Raw genomic sequence first — 16,777 nt, forward strand, 5'->3', positions numbered from 1 at the left:
TTGCGAGGTAGCGCATATTTCTAAGCTGTTCGACATGGCCATTGATTTCCGAGTCCGACCTCCCGTCGACGACGATGAGCTGTCGCGACTGCATCACGATGCGTTCGGCGGGGTCTACGAGTTTGTGCCGTGGAGATCTCGGCTGGAGAGGCACAGCAAGTCATGGATTTGTGCCTTCGATAGTGGGGAGCTCTGCGGGTTCGTGCACGCAGCATGGGACGGAGGCAAGCACGCGTTCCTGCTCGACACCGCGGTTGCTACACGATGGCGACACCAAGCAATCGGGACCCAGCTCGTCTCCTACATCGTTTCCGATTTACGAACCACCGATGTCGAGTGGCTACACGTCGACTACGAGGCACAACTCGACGAATTTTACTCAATTGCATGTGGATTCGATTCAACTTCCGCTGGGATACTACGACTGAAGTGACCGAGTCGACGAGATTCACACCACGGATTCGCGAGCACTATTCTGGGTTGTCCCCGCCTGCTAACCAGACTGCCAGCTCTCCGGTGGCGGCAAGCCGAAATCTCGACTACAGGAAAGCGCCGTACGTGACACTTGAACCTGATAGCGACCCGAGCCACGAAGAGCGTCCATGGAACATCAACATTCACTACGACGGATTGCTCGACTCCTTGGTTTCTTCCGACGCGCACGATGTCCTCGACGTCGGATGCGGTGACGGGTTCCTGGCCGCCCGCTTGGCCAGGCGTATTGCGCGGGTAACTGCCTTGGACGTCGATGAACCGGTGCTGCAACGCGCCGAGGCGCGGTTCCCGGACGTCCCTGTTCGGTGGATGAACGGTGACGTCGCGATCGTAGATCTGCCCGAACACAGCTTCGACGCAGTGGTTTCCAATGCCACCCTTCACCACCTAGGCGATACCCGCGCCGCGCTCCGCCGGTTGTCCGCGTTGGTGCGTCCCGGCGGGACTCTTGCTCTGGTGACCTTCGTCAAACCATCAGCGCGCGAAGCCCCGTATTGGTTTGCCACATGGGTTTCCACCGCAGTTGTCAAACGGTTGCGGGGCAGTTGGAGGCATACCGCACCCGTCAGCTGGCCTCCCCCGGAGACCCTCCGACAACTTCGTAATAACACCCACGCCGCTCTTCCCGATGCCCAAGTACGTCGACTCCTCTACAACCGCATCCTTATCACCTGGCGAGCAAGTCCAAGCAGCTGACTATAAGTACCTGCCCGCGGGCCGCGCAGCACACGACAGCCGATCCTGGGTGATCTTTGATAGCTCCCCGGACACAACTGTCCAACAGTGAACCTGGCAACGCATCACCTGGTGCCTCGAGAGGACCGTCAGCGAGAACGACGACGAAGCCGCACTCGGCTGGAAAGTGTTCGGCACCGTTGCCACGACTCCGTTCATCGCGCGCTCCGATCGCGACACGCTGCAGGCGATCGCAGATCTCACCGTGAAGCCACAGGACGACCTGGCGGAACCTGCCGAAACCGGCGACAATGAAAACGACACAGAGACGGAGGACCCCCGATGACCACCACCGAGAACCGCCCCGCGGGCCGTGGACGCTCGATGAAAGTCCGGTCCGCAGCCGCCGAAGCATCCATCAAGCTCCGCGAGTACGACAATAAGCCCGTCCCGCAATGGCTCCGTGACGTCGCAGCTGGCAAAGACACCAAGCCGCCCAAAGATTGAGCAACCCACGAACCCGACAAGGCCCGCTCCCAACCAGGTGCGGGCCTTCGTTGGCTTTCGAGGCGCGCCGTATTCACACGAGCACTCGACCGAGACCGGCTTCGGGCACTGTCGAACCACGGCTCGATCAGCAGGAAATAATCACGACCACTCCCGCGCCGGCAGCACATCGGTCATGAAGCGGTGCAGTGCCGGGTTGTCGTTGTCCACTCGCCAGGCGGCGTCGAGTTCGACGGGACGTTCCTTCACGGTCCGAACCGGCCGGAACACAACACCTTCCGGCCGCATGGTCGACGCGGACTCCGGCACCAATGCCAATCCGATGCCGGAACGAACGAGCACCAGCATCGTGTGGACCTGGGTCACGTACTGCACGTAGCGCGGAGACACCCCGACGATGGTGAAGGTACTGATCAGCAGTTCGTGGAAGTACCGCGCATCGACCGGTGAATACATGATGATCGGCTGCTCGTCGAAGTCCTCCACCGACAGTTCGCTCTTCTCGGCCAGCGGATGAGTGTCGGGCATCGCCGCGATCAACGACTCGTGCAGCACCGGCCGCGACGCGATGCCCGGACGCTTGAGCGGTGGCCTGGCCAACCCGAGATCGATATCGCCGACGGCCAAGGACTCCATCTGCACCGCCGAGACCATCTCGCGCAGAACGAGTTTCACGTCGGGCAACTTCTCGCGTGCGGCGTCGAGCAACTGCGGCAGCACCGCATGCGCCGATGCGCCGGTGAATCCGACGACCACAGTCCCCAGGTCGCCGGTGGGGACGCGTCGCACCGTCAGCAGTGCTCCTTCGGCGAGGTCGAGGATGCGTCGCGCCTCGGGTAGAAAGGCCAGGCCTGCTGCCGTCAGAGTCACCGATCGGCTGGTGCGGTCGATCAGCTGGACCCCGACCTCGCTTTCGAGCTGTTGGATCTGCCTGCTCAGGGGCGGCTGCGTCATGTGCAGACGCTCGGCAGCGCGGCCGAAGTGCAGTTCCTCGGCGACGGCGATGAAGCAGGACAACCTGTTGAGCGAGAACATCGATTCATTCCTTGCATCGCGCTGGCGGTTCCGGCATGCCTTGTCATATCAATCTAGCGGAGAGCCGACAGTGGCGACGAGTAGCAACCTTCCCTCCGGTAAGAGTAGAGTCGCCCGCGCAGGACGTCCCCTGCACTCATCGAATGGAGCCGTCGTGTCTCGAGCTGCCCAGGTGCCTGCCACCGCCGTCGAAGACGTCTCGGTGCTGGGTGCATTGCGCTCGCCGAAGCGGCTGAAGACCGAAGTGCTCGCAGGCCTGGTCGTGGCGCTGGCGTTGATTCCGGAGGCCATTTCGTTCTCGATCATCGCCGGCGTGGATCCTCGCGTCGGGCTGTTCGCGTCGTTCACCATGGCCGTCACCATCTCCATCGTCGGGGGCCGGCCGGCAATGATCTCCGCGGCCACCGGAGCGATTGCCCTGGTCGTCGCCCCCTTGGCGCGCGAGTACGGCCTCGACTATCTGATCGCAGCAGTGATTCTCGGCGGAGTACTGCAGGTCGTGCTCAGCGTTCTCGGTGTCGCCAAGTTGATGCGATTCATTCCGCGCAGCGTCATGGTCGGATTCGTCAACGCGCTGGCGATCCTGATCTTCAGCTCCCAGGTGCCGTATCTGATCGGGGTGCCGTGGTTGGTCTACCCGATGGTCGCCGTGGGCCTGCTCATCATGTTCTTCCTGCCCAAGCTGACGACCATCGTGCCGGCACCGCTGATCGCGATCGTGATACTCACCGGCGTCACACTCGTCTTCGCGTTGGCGGTTCCGGATGTGGGCGACGAGGGCGAACTGCCGTCCTCGCTACCGTCGTTCCTGATTCCGGACGTGCCGTTCACGTTCGACACACTGTCGATCATCGCGCCGTTCGCGCTGGCAATCGCGCTCGTCGGCCTGCTGGAGTCTCTGATGACGGCCAAGCTCGTCGACGACATCACCGATTCGCATTCCGACAAGACCCGCGAGGGTTGGGGTCAGGGTGTGGCGAATCTGGTCACCGGATTCACCGGCGGTATGGGCGGCTGCGCGATGATCGGCCAGACCATGATCAACGTCAAGGTCTCCGGTGCGCGTACGCGGATCTCGACATTCTTGGCCGGAGTCTTCCTGCTGATCCTGGTCGTCGGTCTCGGCGACATCGTCGCGCTCATTCCGATGGCCGCACTCGTCGCGGTGATGATCATGGTCTCCATCGGCACCTTCGACTGGCACAGCATTCATCCGAAGACGTTGCGGCGCATGCCCAAGAGCGAGACCCTCGTCATGGTGGCCACGGTCGCGGTCACCGTCGTCACCCACAACCTCGCGTACGGCGTGTTGGTCGGTGTGGTCACCGCGATGGTGCTGTTCGCTCGACGGGTCGCCCACCTGACCGAGGTCGTCGATGTGGCCCATCCCGACGAGGACACCCGCGTCTATGCGGTGAAGGGTGAGTTGTTCTTCGCGTCGAGCAACGATCTGATCTATCAGTTCGACTACGTGGGAGATCCGAAGAACGTCGTCATCGACATGTCCGAGTCGCACATCTGGGACGCATCGACCGTGGCGACCCTCGATGCCATCACCACCAAGTACGCCGCGAAGGGCAAGACGGTGGAGATCGTCGGCCTGAACGCGTCGTCGATCGAGCGGCACGACCGCCTCAGTGGAAACCTCGGTGCCGAACACTGACTAGGGTGGGCGATCGAGGAGAGGCGGCACATGGCAGACGACGGCATGCACATGCAGATCGGACAGGTAGCTCAGAGAACCGAGCTGTCCATCCGTACGGTGCGTCACTACGACGACGTCGGCCTGGTCACGCCCTCTGCTCGGACCGTCGGCGGCTTTCGGCTGTACACCGAGTCCGATGTCGAACGCCTGCTCGTCATCCGTCGGATGAAGCCTCTGGACTTCACGCTGGCCGAGATGAAGCAGCTACTCGAATCCCTCGACGTTCTGGGCGATGCGAACGCGACCGACGACGATCGGTCGTCGGCCGCGGCTTTCGTTCGTGAATGCCACGCCAAGGCAGAGGAAAGCTGCCGCACGTTGCGGCGGCAGCTCGCCTACGCCGAGGAACTGACCGAGGTGCTGTCGACTCGCGGGGCAGCAGCCCGGAGCGAGTAGGTTCGGCTCTAGCGGCCGAAGCTACTGCATCCAGGTCGAACCGGAATTCCCGCGAGGCGGTCGTCCAACCACGCGAATGCACCGGGAGCTCCACTGCCGGCAACGATGCTGTGCTCACCCAGGTATTCCTCGAGGCGGACGTCGGCTCCGCGTGAACACCACTTGTCGAACACGGCCTCGGGACCTTCCTTCGGAATCCAGAACTCCTGCTGTCCGTGATACAGGAACACCGGTGCCGTCGGGGTTCCGCCGTCTCCCAATCGATTCTGATCGGCAACCGCGCGCGCCAGCGGCGAATCGAACGCATCGGGAGTGATGGACAGTGACTCGATGCGGATCGGAGCAACGATTCCCAACGGTGCAATCCCGACGATGCACAGGTCCTTCGACGCCTGTGCGAGCCGCCACCCGTCGTCGTTGTAGAGCGACAGCATCTCCGGGTACTCGCGCGCAACGCCCATCGCTGCCGCGAGGAACACCGCCGACGCTGCGTTGCCGTTCATGGACTGACGTAGCAGCGCGAAGTCGGTGGGCGTTCCGCCGAACGCTGCGCCGACGATGTTCAGTTCGGGGGCGTAGGCCGGAGCCTCCTGCACGGCCCAGCCCGATGCGATCGCCCCACCCGAGTAGCCCGTAATACCCAGGGGCGCGGTCGGGTCCAGGCCGAGCGCGGCGGTCGTGACCGCACCGCGCAGACCGTCGAGTACGGCGTGCGCCGCCATCGGTCCGACGGCGTACGCATGGCGTGGCCCCTGATGGTCGGTGACTACGACGGCGTAGCCCCGCGCCAGAAGCAGCTGCACGGGTGCCAATTCCGGAGCGATGCCGCGTTGCATGGTCCACGATGGCTCACACGTGGCACCGAGCGAATCGATGGCCATGTTGTAGGCAACAACAGGGCGCGGACCCGGCGAGGTCCAGGGTGCGGTCGGGACGATGACGCTGGTGACGATGGCAGCGGGGCGGTCCTTCGCGTCGGTCGAGGCGACCAGCAGTTGGGTGGTGGTGACCGGGGTGACAAGTGGTCCGACGGTGACGCTGCGGGTCCGCAGAACTGTTCCGGGAGCGGCTGTTTCGTATCCGGGCGGCGGAACGACCCACGGATCGTCGAGCGGTGTCGCGGCGATCGATTCGGCGGTTCGCGGTGGATTCTGGAAATCGCCGAGTGGATCGGCACCCGCCGACCATTGCCCGCCCGACACCACCAACGAAACCGCAGCGACCGCCGCTGCACACCGACGGCCGAACTTCGCAAACTTCCCCATCTGAGACCCCCCGGTCCAAGTTCCGGATCGTTACCGGAGCTTTCCAAACGACTCTAGGGGCCGGAACCATCTACAGGGGCCGAACGCACTCTTTTCTCGGATCGAACCATGATGAAATGTTTCAGCGTCACGTCACCTCGCCACTGACAAGAGATCCTCTAGCCGTCGACGACCACCGGGACGATGAGGGGCTGACGGCCCAGGGTCTGCTTGGCCCATCGCGCCGATTCCTGCACGATGCGCTTCTCGATGTGCTCGCGTGAGGCGACGTTACCGTCGCTCTCGCGGGTCAGAGTCTTGCCGATCGCCTTGGCGAGTGAGTCGAAAGCGTTGGCCTCGTGGGCGAATCCGCGTCCGATGAAGTCGACGTCGTCGACCAGCAGGCCGGTGTCGGGGTCCACGATCGCGATGACCGTCAGCACGCCCTCGTTCGCGAGCAGGCGACGTTCCGCCAGCGAATCCTCCGTCACACCGCCGACGGCACTGCCGTCGACGTAGATCAGTTCGATGGGGACGGAGCCGGTGATCTGCGCGACGCCGTCGAACAGGTCGATGACGCTTCCGTTCTCGGCGATCAACACTCGATCGCGGGGAACGCCGGTCCTGATCGCGAGATCGGCGTTGGCGCGCAGATGTCGCGACTCACCGTGTACGGGAAGCACATTGGCGGGTTCGAGGATGTTGTAGCAGTAGACGAGCTCACCTGCGCTGGCGTGACCGGAGACGTGCACCTTCGCATTTCCCTTGTGCACCACGCGTGCACCCTTGTCGACGAGACCGTTGATGACGCGGTAGATCGCGTTCTCGTTTCCGGGAATGAGGCTGCTCGCCATCAGCACGGTGTCGCCGTCGCCGACCTTGATCTGATGCTCACCCGACGCCATCCGCGACAGCGCCGCGAGAGGCTCGCCCTGCGATCCGGTGCAGATCAGCGTGATCTTGTTCGCCGGGAGTCTGTTGAGCTTCGGTAGATCGACGACGAGCCCGTCGGGCACATCGAGGTAGTTCAGATCGGTCGCAATCTTCATGTTGCGCACCATCGATCGGCCCACGAACGCAACCTTGCGGCCCTGCGCATGCGCGGCGTCGAGTACCTGTTGAATGCGGTGCACGTGACTGGCGAAGCTCGACACGATCACGCGCCCCGTCGTTTCGCGGAACACCTTCTCGATGGCCGGGACCAGATCGCGTTCGGAGACCATGAACCCGGGAACTTCGGCGTTGGTGGAGTCGACGAGGAGCAGATCGAGCCCTTCCTCGCCGAGGCGTGCGAAGCTGCGGAGATCGGTGATCCGGCCGTCCAGCGGGAACTGGTCCATCTTGAAGTCGCCGGTGTGCAGCACTAGCCCGGCGTCGGTGCGAATGGCGATGGCGAGACCGTCGGGAATCGAGTGGTTGACGGCGATGAACTCGAGCTCGAACGGGCCTTCCTGACGGGTTTGGCCCGCCTCGACCTCGATCAGCTTTGTCGAGACCTTGAACTCCTCGAACTTGGCAGCGAGGAAGTGCAGTGTCAGACGTGACGAGATGACGGGGATGTCACCGCGCTCGCGCAGCAGGTACGGGACGCCACCGATGTGGTCCTCGTGACCGTGGGTGAGGACGATCGCGACGACGTCGTCGAGACGATCGCGGATGCAACTCCAGTCGGGGAGGATGACGTCGACGCCGGGCTGGTGCTCTTCGGGGAACAGGACGCCGCAGTCGACGATCAGCAGTTTTCCGTCGTATTCGAAGACGGTCATGTTCCGACCGATCTCGCCGAGACCGCCGGTCGCGATCACGCGAAGGTGCCCTGCCTGGAGCGCGGAGGAGGATCGCTTTCTCGGTGCGGCGGGGGATCTGCGGTTCCGTGGTGATCTCGACATGCCTCTTACGCTACGGGGGGCCTCCGACCTGGTGTCGACCCCGGTCCGAAGACTGCCGATTTGCGTCAACTCTACTGTTGCGTAAGAGTAGGGATCAGTTTCCCGACTGTTTCTCCCCACCTGATGTGTGCGGGACGCGTGAGATGCCCATCGGGCTCCACGAACAAAGCCTTCGGGCGCAGCGATGCGCCCACCCATGGATGAGAGCGGCCGTTGGTCGGCACGTGAAGTCCATCGATCACGAATGGAGAGATATGAGCGACTCCGCCGAGCGGATTCCTACCGTCATGGGTGCCCTGCGGTCCCCCCGAATGCTCAAAACCGAGGTGCTGGCCGGCCTGGTTGTCGCGTTGGCGCTGATTCCCGAGGCCATAGCCTTTTCGATCATTGCCGGTGTCGATCCGCGAGTGGGCCTGTTCGCGTCCTTCACGATGGCCGTGTCCATCGCGTTCCTGGGTGGTCGTCCCGCGATGATCTCCGCGGCCACCGGTGCGATTGCCCTGGTCATCGCCCCGGTCGCCAAGCAGTACGGCCTCGACTACTTCATCGCCACCGTCATCCTCGCCGGCGTCCTCCAGGTGGTTCTCGGGGTCCTCGGCGTTGCCAAGCTGATGCGCTTCGTTCCTCGCAGCGTCATGGTGGGCTTCGTCAACGCATTGGCAATTCTGATCTTCACCTCGCAGTTCCCGTCGCTCATCGGAGTTCCGTGGCTGGTGTACCCGCTGGTGGCCGTCGGTCTGCTGATCATGTTCCTGCTCCCCAAGGTCACCTCCGTCGTTCCCGCACCTCTGGTCGCCATCGTGCTGCTGACCGTTGCCACGATGGTGTTCGCGCTGAACGTCCCCAACGTCGGCGGCGAGGGCGAATTGCCGTCGAGCCTGCCCGCACTGCTGTTTCCCGACGTTCCCCTGAATCTCGAAACTCTGAGCATCATCGCTCCGTACGCGTTCGCCATGGCCATCGTCGGACTGCTCGAGTCGCTGCTCACCGCCAAGCTCGTCGACGACGTCACCGACACTCACTCGAACAAGACCCGCGAAAGCTGGGGCCAGGGCGCAGCCAATGTCATCACCGGCTTCTTCGGCGGCATGGGTGGTTGCGCGATGGTCGGCCAGACGATGATCAACGTCAAGGCCTCGGGTGCCCGGACGCGCATCTCGACGTTCCTCGCCGGTGTGTTTCTCTTGATCCTCGTGGTCGGACTCGGCGATGTCGTGGCGTTGATTCCGATGGCCGCTCTGGCGGCCGTCATGATCATGGTCGCGATCGGGACGATGGATTGGCACAGCATTCATCCGAAGACGTTGCGGCGCATGCCCAAAAGTGAAACGGCAGTCATGCTGGCAACCGTGGTCGTCACCGTCGCCACCCACAACCTGGCCTACGGAGTCGTGGTGGGAGTGGTCACCGCGATGGTGTTGTTCGCTCGACGGGTCGCCCACCTGACCGAGGTGGTCGATGTGGCCCATCCCGACGAGGAGACTCGGGTGTATGCGGTGAAGGGTGAGTTGTTCTTCGCGTCGAGCAACGATCTGGTCTATCAGTTCGACTACGTGGGGGATCCGAAGAACGTTGTCATCGACATGTCCGAGTCGCACATCTGGGATGCATCGACCGTCGCGACCCTCGATGCCATCACCTCGAAGTACGAGGCGAAGGGCAAACATGCCCGGATCATCGGCCTGAACGCCGCATCTGCCGAACGGCACGTTCGATTGAGTGGGCAGCTGTCCGCCGGGCACTGACGCAGCAAGTCCGGTTCCGAAACCATTGCGGAATCGCGCGTCATCACTTTAAAGTGATGACGCGCGTCATCGGATCGCGTTTCGTGCGGGAGGGGTTCGTCAGCATGCACATTCACACCGCGGTGATCATCGGCAGCGGTTTCGGTGGCCAGTGCGCCGCGAAAGCACTGCTCGATCGGGGAATCGACGACCTCGTGATTCTCGAAAGGCGTCCCTTCCTCGGTGGCACGTGGAAGCAGAACCGCTACCCGGGTGCAGCCGTCGACGTGCAGAGTCCGCTCTACTCGATTGCGTCGGAGCCGTTCGAGTGGACGCGGATGTTCGCCGAACGCGAGGAACTCGACCGATACACCCAGCACGTGCTCGATTCCAACGGGCTGCCTGCCCGAACACATGCGAACACGGATGTGCAGAAGATCGAATGGGTCGGTGATCACTGGGCGATCTCCACCTCGCGCGGCGAGTATGCGGCGAAGTTCGTGGTCAATGCCTCGGGACCCCTCAGCACTCCCGTCGTGCCGCTGTTCCCTGGCCGAGAGAAGTTTCAGGGCAAGCAGTTTCACACGAACGACTGGGACACCGGGTACGACCACGACGGCAAGCGGGTGGCCATCGTCGGCAGCGGTGCCAGTGCCGCGCAGGTGATCCCTGCGATCCAACCCGACGTGGAGCAGCTGCACGTTTTCCAGCGCACCCCGCACTGGGTGATGCCCCGTCACGATCGCGAATTCACGCCGTGGCAGCGCAGGTTGCTGAAGTTGGAACCGATCCGCAGGCTGGTCCGCGCGGGGATCTACTGGAGTCTCGAAACTCGCATCATCGGCTTCAAGTACTCGCGGACGATGTTGAAGGCGGTGGCGCAGCGAACTGCGTTGAAGCACATCGAGTCTCAGGTGCCGGATTCCGAGCTTCGAGCGAAAGTAACCCCGGACTACGTCATCGGGTGCAAGCGGGTTCTGCTGTCCAACACGCTCTATCCCGCGCTGGGGCAGGCGAACGTCACCCTGCACGACAAGAACGACGGCATCTCGGAAATCACCGAGACCGGAATTGTCACCACCACAGGCGAACACGTCGATGTCGATCTTCTGGTGTGGTCCACCGGATACGACGCCACCGACGGAGTCATCTCGTACCCGGTGATCGGACGTGACGGCCGGGCCCTGTCCGACGTCTGGGATCCCTACCCACGTGCCTACCTCGGCACCACGATTCCCGGATTCCCCAACCTGTTCGTCGTCACCGGACCGAACACCGGAATCGGCCACACCTCTGCGATCTTCCTCATCGAGGCGCAGATGGAGTACATCGTGCGGGCCGTCGACGCCGTCCGGCAGGTGGGTGCGACGGCCATCGAGGTCACCGCAGCTGCCGAGCAGGAATACACCGACACGATTCATCGCGAGATGGAGGGCACCGTCTGGAAGGACGGTGGCTGCCACAGCTGGTACCAGTCCAAATCCGGGCACGTCGTTGCCATGTTCCCCGGGTTCAGCTTCACATTCCGCCGGTGGGCCAAGCGTTTTCGACCCGAGGCTCATCACATCCACCGGTCGTCCACCGAGGCGACGACGAAGGACGAGGTATCGGCATGAGCAAGCACACCGGCCAGGTCGCGCTGATCACCGGCGCGGCAGGCGGTATCGGTTCCGCCGTCGCCACCGCGCTGCATCGACGTGGTGCCTCGATCGTTCTGGTCGACATGAAATCCACCGATCTCGAATCGGTGGCGGCGAAGCTGGGCAACCAGCGCGTGGCGATCGCGTACGCCGACGTCACGGTGCGCGAGCAGCTCGACGCAGCCGTCGCAACCGCGATCGACACCTTCGGCACGCTCGACGTAGTGATGGCCAACGCCGGAATCTCCAGTGGTGCACAGGCATCGACCGTTCGCTCCGTGGACGACGGAGTCTTCGAGCGGGTCATCGGCGTCAACCTGATCGGCGTGTGGAACACGGTGCGGGCCGCTCTGCCGCACATCGTCGAGTCCGGGGGCTACGTGCTGCTCACCTCGTCCACGTACGCGTACCTCAACGGCCTGGCGAATGCGCCGTACGCGGCTTCGAAGGCGGCGGTCGAGCAGCTCGGTCGTGCTTTGCGCGCGGAACTTGCGGGCACGAAAGCGACGGCTGGAGTGCTGTATCCGGGATGGGTGGCGACGCCGATCGCCGAGGTCGCGTTCGGCGGTGACGACGTGGCGACGGCCATGATCGACCGGGCTTTTCCCTCGCCGCTGCTCCGTCCGATCACGCCGGACAAGCTCGCGCGCGTGGCCGTTCGAGGTATCGGACGGCGGGCTGCGCGTATCGCCGTCCCCGGTCGCTGGATCCCGATCTCGATACTGCGCGGCATCGTGAACCCGATCATGGACGCCGCGATGGAGCGGGACGCCGAATTGATCCGTCTTACTGCCGAATTGGATGCCCGACGGTCATGAGCACGGTGTCCGAAGCCGCAGGTCGCGCCTACGGCGGTGAGAGCGCGGCCGACCGCGATGATCGCCGGCGGCGGCAGCTGCTCGACGCCGGGCTACGGGTGTTCGGCAGCGTCGGGTACCGCGCCGCGACGGTCCGCGGACTGTGCCGCGAGGCCAAGATCGCCGATCGAGACTTCTATCGGCATTTCGACAAGACCGAGGACCTGCTGCTCGCCGTTTACGCCGAATGCATTGCGCACCTCACCGATTCGGTATCAGACGCAATCGTGCAGGTGGACCGGGACGGTGATCTCAGGGATGTTGCGAAGCAGTTGCTCGACCCCTTCTTCCAGGTCATCGAAGATCCGCACCTGGCCCGAGTGGTGTGGATGGAGGTGCTCGGGGTCAGCCCCCGAGTCGAGCAGACGTACCTGACGGTGATGCAGCAATTCGGAACACTGCTGCTCGGCTACCTCCGTACGTTCGCGGGCGATGTTCCCTCGGGCCCCGATCTGGATGTCGACCTGCTCGCCACCGCGGCCATCGGCGGCATCAGCCACACCGCGATGACCTGGTATCAGAGCGGCTACGCCGCAGACCGACGCATCGTCGTTGCGACCATTGCGACCATGCTGGCCAACATCGTCGCGCCCCTCGCCCTGCCGACCACACGATCTACCTGATGCGCAACGCCATTCGTGGACACAGGCGAACGGCATCCGCGGCTCGTTGTGCGTCGCTTCCTTCGAGGACGACGGTGCTCCCACCGTGGCGGGCGAGTGGATAACCCCACTCGTCTCTGATGAGAGTGTCGGGGAGCAGTTCGGTGCACACGCCGCGTCCGTCGCAGCGTGTCCAGTCGATGTGCAGGACCGCCCCACGTCGGTGGTCGGTGGTCATCGGATCCGTCCTCGGTGAATCTCGCACGTGTCCAGTCGATGCAGGTGTACGTCCTGAGCGAAGACCGACATCGCCGATCGGATCAGGCGGGCGGTTCCGTCGGGGTGATGGCACGCGCCGCGGCCGTCGACCAGTCGCGTGTAGCGCGCGATCTCGGTGATCGCGCCGTCGGCGTCGTCGCCGATCGACAGTCGTGAGAACGCGTCGGCCAATCGCGGCAGACCGTTGAGGCAGGGACCGCATTGCCCGGCACTCTCGTTCGCCAGATAGCGGACGAACTCGGCGGTGGCCAGCAGGCCGCACGAGCCGGTCCCCAGGACGTGGACGATGCCTGCGCCGGGGCGGGACCCGATGTCTGCCAACGATTCCTGGGACATGGTGCGCCCGGTCAGCGCGTCACGGTCTACCCAAGTGCCGTGAAATCCGCCGAGTAGCACTGCTCGCACCGAGCGTAGGTCGACGCCCGCACCATGGGTGAGCATCTCCTCGATCGACGCACCGAGAGGGACCTCGGCGACGCCGGGGCGTCGCACTGCGCCCGAGTAAGTGACGAGCATGGTGCCGGGCTCCGATGCCGTTCCCCGCGAACGGGACCACTGCGGTCCCAATCGCTCGATCAGGGCGATGTGCGCGAGGGTTTCGACATTGAGCACCAGGGTGGGTCGTCCACGAACCCCGGCCTCCGACGCGCGTGTCTTCTTGTCCCGGGGTAGTGCCGGACCGCCCTCGATCGCAGAGATCACCGCGGACTTCTCGCCGGAGACGAAGCCGGGAGCGGCCGCGATCACCTGGATCTTGGTGCGATCCCAGCCGGTACGACGTCGTTCGTCGACGGCCGCCTGGACGGCGTCGACGCGCGCCGGGGGCGCATACAGGTAGCAGTCTCGGGCACGGATGGCGGACGCTGTCGCGGCGATACCGTCGAGCACCAGATGCACCGACCGATCGAGCAGCACACGGTCTTTGCGGCTCAACGGTTCTCCCTCGGCAGCGTTGGCGACGAGTACTGCCTTGCGGCCGGTGATCGAGCGCATCTTCGCGCCGGTGGGAAATGCCGCGCCGCCGTGCCCGAGGAGGCCGGACCGAACGACGGCATCCACCAGGGACCCGTCGTCGGGTGGACGTGCTCCGTAGAGCTCGGTGTGACGGCGCAGATCGTTCGTGCCGTCCTGTGCGAGCAGCGACTCGGCGAGATATGTCGGTGCGGTCATCGGCTTACCTTCACTCTGGTGTGCTGGTGTTCTTGGAAGTTGCGGCGCAGTCGCCAGGTCGTGGCCGAGGCGACGACCACCGTGCAGGCGAACGCGGTGGCCAGGAACCATCCGCTCCCCGAATCGGTTCCGTTGCCGAGAGCGTGGGCCAACGCGATCGGCCACAGTGCGTACGACAGCCAATGCACTGCCCGGAAAGTGCGGAGCCCCAGTCGGTGTCGGAGTAACCCGGTCAGAGTTATCGCGATCAGCAGATCGAATGCGAGGGTGCCCAGTCCGAGCCAGAACGGCTTGTACGCCCCGGCGAAGGGAGCGATCGCGTCGATCAGGTGCAGTTGCGCATACGGGTCGAAGAACAGTGACACGATGTGAATGCCGACGAACATCGATCCCAGAAGTGCGGTGCTGCGGTGCAATTCGACGACCCCGAACCGGGGCACGGTCAACAGGGGTCGCCCCGACCGAGTGAGGATTCCCGATGCCACCGCGAGGGTCAGCAAGACCAGGGCGGCCATGCCCGAGCCACGGCCCAGTGCCCATAGTGCCTCACTCATGATCGGTCCTCTCCGTCGTCGGGCCAGTGGCCGCTGTGGATGATCGTGCCGTCGGCGGCCACCGACCGGGCGGGCAGTCCGATCCGGTCGAGCCAGGCCGTCGCGGCCGGCCCTCGAACGATGCACGCGGTACTGACCGTGTTGGCGGTGAGAGCGCTGGAGGCAATCACTGTCACTGTGCGCCAGAAGGGTTCGGCCGGACGCGCCAGCTGCGGATCGAGAATGTGATGGAGCATCTGCCCCTCGTGCATCCAGCGTCGTCGGAGGGTGCTCGATGTCGCCACCCCGGTGTCGGATCCGATGACGACGACGGTCGAAGGTTCGCCCTCACCGTCGCACACCTCGATACGCCAGCCGTCGTCGGGATACGGCCCACTGGTGGCGATATCGCCACCGAGGGAGACGAGCACGCCGGTCCCGAGCTCGTCGTGTACTGCGCGGGCACACCGATCGGCCGTCAGTGCCTTGGCCGTGGCACCCAGGTCGAGACCGACGCCGTCGGGGATCGTGACGTGATCCTCGCCCAGGGTGACCATCGACTAGTCGCTTTCCGTGATGAATCCGGTTCTGCTGATGGCAGATTCGATCTCATCGCAGGGCGGGACCGTCGGACCGAGATCAGCGAAATCTCGGTCGTATCCCAGGTGCACCAGTGCCGAACCGACGGTGGGATCTACGTCTCCGCCGGTCAGTCGCGCGGCGGAGAGTGCGGCCTCGAGAAAAGCGTGCAGAGTCGGGCTGATGGAGGTGGGACGACCGCCGGCCCGCGCGAGCATCGACAGTTCCGAATCGGGCCTGAATCTGCTGCAGGCGGCATCGACCGCGGCGAGTTCGGCACGCACGATGCGTTCTGCGTGTTCGATGGTGCCGGGTTCGGTGACCGACAGCTCGGCTGCGCAGCCCCACACCGACCAGCTCCTGGAGGCCGTGGTCGTCCCTGCAGCGACGCCGGTCACGATCCCTGGGTCCTGGCGTGTGTGGCACCGGAGCCGGATGTGGTGCTGGGCGTCGTGACGCGAGGGGCCGAACCGAATGTCGGTGCGGTGGCTGCATCGTCGCTGTCCACCGTGTCGGCCACCGTTGCCGTGGACTCGGGTTCGTGTGTGTCGAGGTACGCCAGTGTCGCGGTTCCGCCGAAGACGGTGATGCCGAGGGCTGCGATCGCCGCAGTCGCGATGCGGGTGCGGCGGTACCCCTGCTCCGGTGTGTTCATGGAGACCAGTGTGCGGCGGTGGAGCTGAAGGATCGCTGAAAGATCCTGCACGGATGGGCCGTCGATCTGATGTACTCGTGTTCCCTGCCGCCCCAACGATTCGAGAGGGCGTTGTGCGAGTACTACTGGTCGAGGACGAGAAACTCCTGGCGGAGACCATCCGTCGTGGTCTCGATGCCGAAGGATTCGTCGTGGAAGTCGAGTACAACGGCATCGACGGCTTCGACAGTGCGGTCACCGGCGATTTCGACGCGATCGTGCTCGACATCATGCTGCCGGGAAAGCAGGGGTACGACGTCGTTCGAGACCTGCGTAAGCAAGGGGTGTGGACGCCGATATTGATGCTCTCGGCGAAGGACGGTGAATACGACCTGGCCGATGCCTTCGATCTCGGTGCGGACGACTATCTCGTCAAGCCGTTCTCGTTCGTTGTTCTCGTCGCTCGGCTGCGTGCCCTCGTTCGACGGGGTGCACCGGCGCGCCCGGCGGTTCTGACGGTCGGGGACCTCGAGCTCGACCCCTCTCGCCACCGCGTGACCCGGCAGGGGACGGAATTGGCGCTGACTCCGCGGGAGTACAGCGTGCTCGAATACCTGATGAGGCGAAACGGCGTGGTGGCGAACAAATCCGAGATCGTACGTTCGGTGTGGGACGCCAACTACGACGGAGACGAGAACATCGTGGAGGTCTACATCGGCTACCTGCGCAAGAAGGTGGATCTCCCGTTCGAGACCAGACTGATCGAGACGGTGCGTGGTGCCGGTTACCGCATCGCCGCGGGGCACTGACTCC

General features: G+C 64.1%; 17 protein-coding genes and 1 pseudogene. 10 read left to right on the forward strand and 8 right to left on the reverse strand.

Annotation, left to right across the window (positions count from 1 at the left end; all coding sequences use genetic code 11):
- Nucleotides 1–34 precede the first annotated feature (34 nt).
- From R3P95_RS26175 to R3P95_RS20100, 3 genes are all read left to right on the forward strand, one after another.
- Nucleotides 35–433 carry a GNAT family N-acetyltransferase gene (locus tag R3P95_RS26175; protein ID WP_045196664.1) on the forward strand — a complete coding sequence of 133 codons (399 nt, stop codon included), beginning with the start codon at nt 35–37 and terminating at the stop codon, nt 431–433.
- Nucleotides 434–558: 125 nt separating this feature from the next.
- A complete protein-coding gene (locus tag R3P95_RS20095) occupies nt 559–1,191 on the forward strand; it encodes a class I SAM-dependent methyltransferase (RefSeq protein ID WP_235386886.1) in 633 nt (210 codons plus the stop codon).
- A gap of 321 nt (nt 1,192–1,512) precedes the next feature.
- On the forward strand, nt 1,513–1,677 hold the full coding sequence (locus R3P95_RS20100) for a hypothetical protein (protein WP_156399697.1): 165 nt from the start codon (nt 1,513–1,515) through the stop codon (nt 1,675–1,677).
- Nucleotides 1,678–1,818: 141 nt separating this feature from the next.
- Here R3P95_RS20100 and R3P95_RS20105 read toward each other — a convergent pair whose 3' ends face one another.
- Complete coding sequence (locus R3P95_RS20105) at nt 1,819–2,712, reverse strand: LysR substrate-binding domain-containing protein (protein WP_317533469.1); 894 nt, start codon at nt 2,710–2,712, stop codon at nt 1,819–1,821.
- A 154-nt stretch (nt 2,713–2,866) separates the two neighbouring features.
- Between R3P95_RS20105 and R3P95_RS20110 the strand changes: the two genes are divergently transcribed.
- Together R3P95_RS20110 and R3P95_RS20115 are read left to right on the forward strand one after the other, a co-directional pair.
- On the forward strand, nt 2,867–4,375 hold the full coding sequence (locus tag R3P95_RS20110) for a SulP family inorganic anion transporter (RefSeq protein WP_269595170.1): 1,509 nt from the start codon (nt 2,867–2,869) through the stop codon (nt 4,373–4,375).
- Between the two features lie 30 nt (nt 4,376–4,405).
- Nucleotides 4,406–4,813: a MerR family transcriptional regulator gene (locus R3P95_RS20115; RefSeq protein WP_149406932.1), complete on the forward strand. Its 408-nt coding sequence runs from the start codon at nt 4,406–4,408 to the stop codon at nt 4,811–4,813.
- A gap of 8 nt (nt 4,814–4,821) precedes the next feature.
- Here R3P95_RS20115 and R3P95_RS20120 read toward each other — a convergent pair whose 3' ends face one another.
- Both R3P95_RS20120 and R3P95_RS20125 read right to left on the reverse strand, forming a co-directional pair.
- Entirely contained in the window at nt 4,822–6,078 is a 1,257-nt protein-coding gene (locus tag R3P95_RS20120; RefSeq protein ID WP_317533468.1) for a lipase family protein, read from the reverse strand.
- Between the two features lie 158 nt (nt 6,079–6,236).
- Entirely contained in the window at nt 6,237–7,823 is a 1,587-nt protein-coding gene (locus R3P95_RS20125) for a ribonuclease J (RefSeq protein ID WP_373454847.1), read from the reverse strand.
- Between the two features lie 377 nt (nt 7,824–8,200).
- On the opposite strand from R3P95_RS20125, the gene R3P95_RS20130 reads away from it, so the two are divergent.
- The 4 genes from R3P95_RS20130 to R3P95_RS20145 are packed head-to-tail and all read left to right on the forward strand — an operon-like array spanning nt 8,201 to nt 12,790.
- Complete coding sequence (locus R3P95_RS20130) at nt 8,201–9,691, forward strand: SulP family inorganic anion transporter (RefSeq protein ID WP_317533467.1); 1,491 nt, start codon at nt 8,201–8,203, stop codon at nt 9,689–9,691.
- 56 nt (nt 9,692–9,747) lie between these two features.
- The gene (locus R3P95_RS20135) at nt 9,748–11,286 is read left to right on the forward strand and encodes a flavin-containing monooxygenase (RefSeq protein WP_317533466.1); all 1,539 of its coding nucleotides are present in this window, start codon (nt 9,748–9,750) and stop codon (nt 11,284–11,286) included.
- Nucleotides 11,283–12,128, forward strand: a complete 846-nt coding sequence (locus R3P95_RS20140) for an SDR family NAD(P)-dependent oxidoreductase (RefSeq protein ID WP_317533465.1) — start codon at nt 11,283–11,285, stop codon at nt 12,126–12,128. The genes R3P95_RS20135 and R3P95_RS20140 overlap by 4 nt, the downstream gene beginning before the upstream one ends.
- Entirely contained in the window at nt 12,125–12,790 is a 666-nt protein-coding gene (locus tag R3P95_RS20145; protein ID WP_317533464.1) for a TetR/AcrR family transcriptional regulator, read from the forward strand. Before R3P95_RS20140 ends, R3P95_RS20145 begins: the two co-directional genes overlap by 4 nt.
- Here R3P95_RS20145 and R3P95_RS20150 read toward each other — a convergent pair.
- The 5 genes and pseudogenes from R3P95_RS20150 to R3P95_RS20170 all read right to left on the reverse strand — a co-directional run bounded on the left by R3P95_RS20150 (nt 12,783) and on the right by R3P95_RS20170 (nt 15,985).
- The gene (locus tag R3P95_RS20150; protein WP_317533463.1) at nt 12,783–13,007 is read right to left on the reverse strand and encodes a ferredoxin; all 225 of its coding nucleotides are present in this window, start codon (nt 13,005–13,007) and stop codon (nt 12,783–12,785) included. The two genes, R3P95_RS20145 and R3P95_RS20150, sit on opposite strands and share 8 nt — an antisense overlap.
- On the reverse strand, nt 13,004–14,218 hold the full coding sequence (locus R3P95_RS20155; RefSeq protein ID WP_317533462.1) for an NADH-ubiquinone oxidoreductase-F iron-sulfur binding region domain-containing protein: 1,215 nt from the start codon (nt 14,216–14,218) through the stop codon (nt 13,004–13,006). The genes R3P95_RS20150 and R3P95_RS20155 overlap by 4 nt, the downstream gene beginning before the upstream one ends.
- Nucleotides 14,215–14,772: a ferric reductase-like transmembrane domain-containing protein gene (locus R3P95_RS20160; protein ID WP_149406939.1), complete on the reverse strand. Its 558-nt coding sequence runs from the start codon at nt 14,770–14,772 to the stop codon at nt 14,215–14,217. The genes R3P95_RS20155 and R3P95_RS20160 overlap by 4 nt, the downstream gene beginning before the upstream one ends.
- Nucleotides 14,769–15,728, reverse strand: a pseudogene (locus tag R3P95_RS20165) (FAD:protein FMN transferase). The gene R3P95_RS20160 and the pseudogene R3P95_RS20165 overlap by 4 nt, the downstream one beginning before the upstream one ends.
- Entirely contained in the window at nt 15,725–15,985 is a 261-nt protein-coding gene (locus R3P95_RS20170; protein ID WP_149406941.1) for a hypothetical protein, read from the reverse strand. The pseudogene R3P95_RS20165 and the gene R3P95_RS20170 overlap by 4 nt, the downstream one beginning before the upstream one ends.
- Before the next feature lie 113 nt (nt 15,986–16,098).
- On the opposite strand from R3P95_RS20170, the gene R3P95_RS20175 reads away from it, so the two are divergent.
- Nucleotides 16,099–16,773, forward strand: coding sequence for a response regulator transcription factor (locus tag R3P95_RS20175; protein WP_317533460.1), 675 nt, complete (start codon nt 16,099–16,101; stop codon nt 16,771–16,773).
- Nucleotides 16,774–16,777: the final 4 nt, after the last annotated feature.

It is taken from the genome of Rhodococcus cercidiphylli (assembly GCF_033042225.1).
In the GTDB taxonomy this organism is placed as follows: domain Bacteria; phylum Actinomycetota; class Actinomycetes; order Mycobacteriales; family Mycobacteriaceae; genus Rhodococcoides.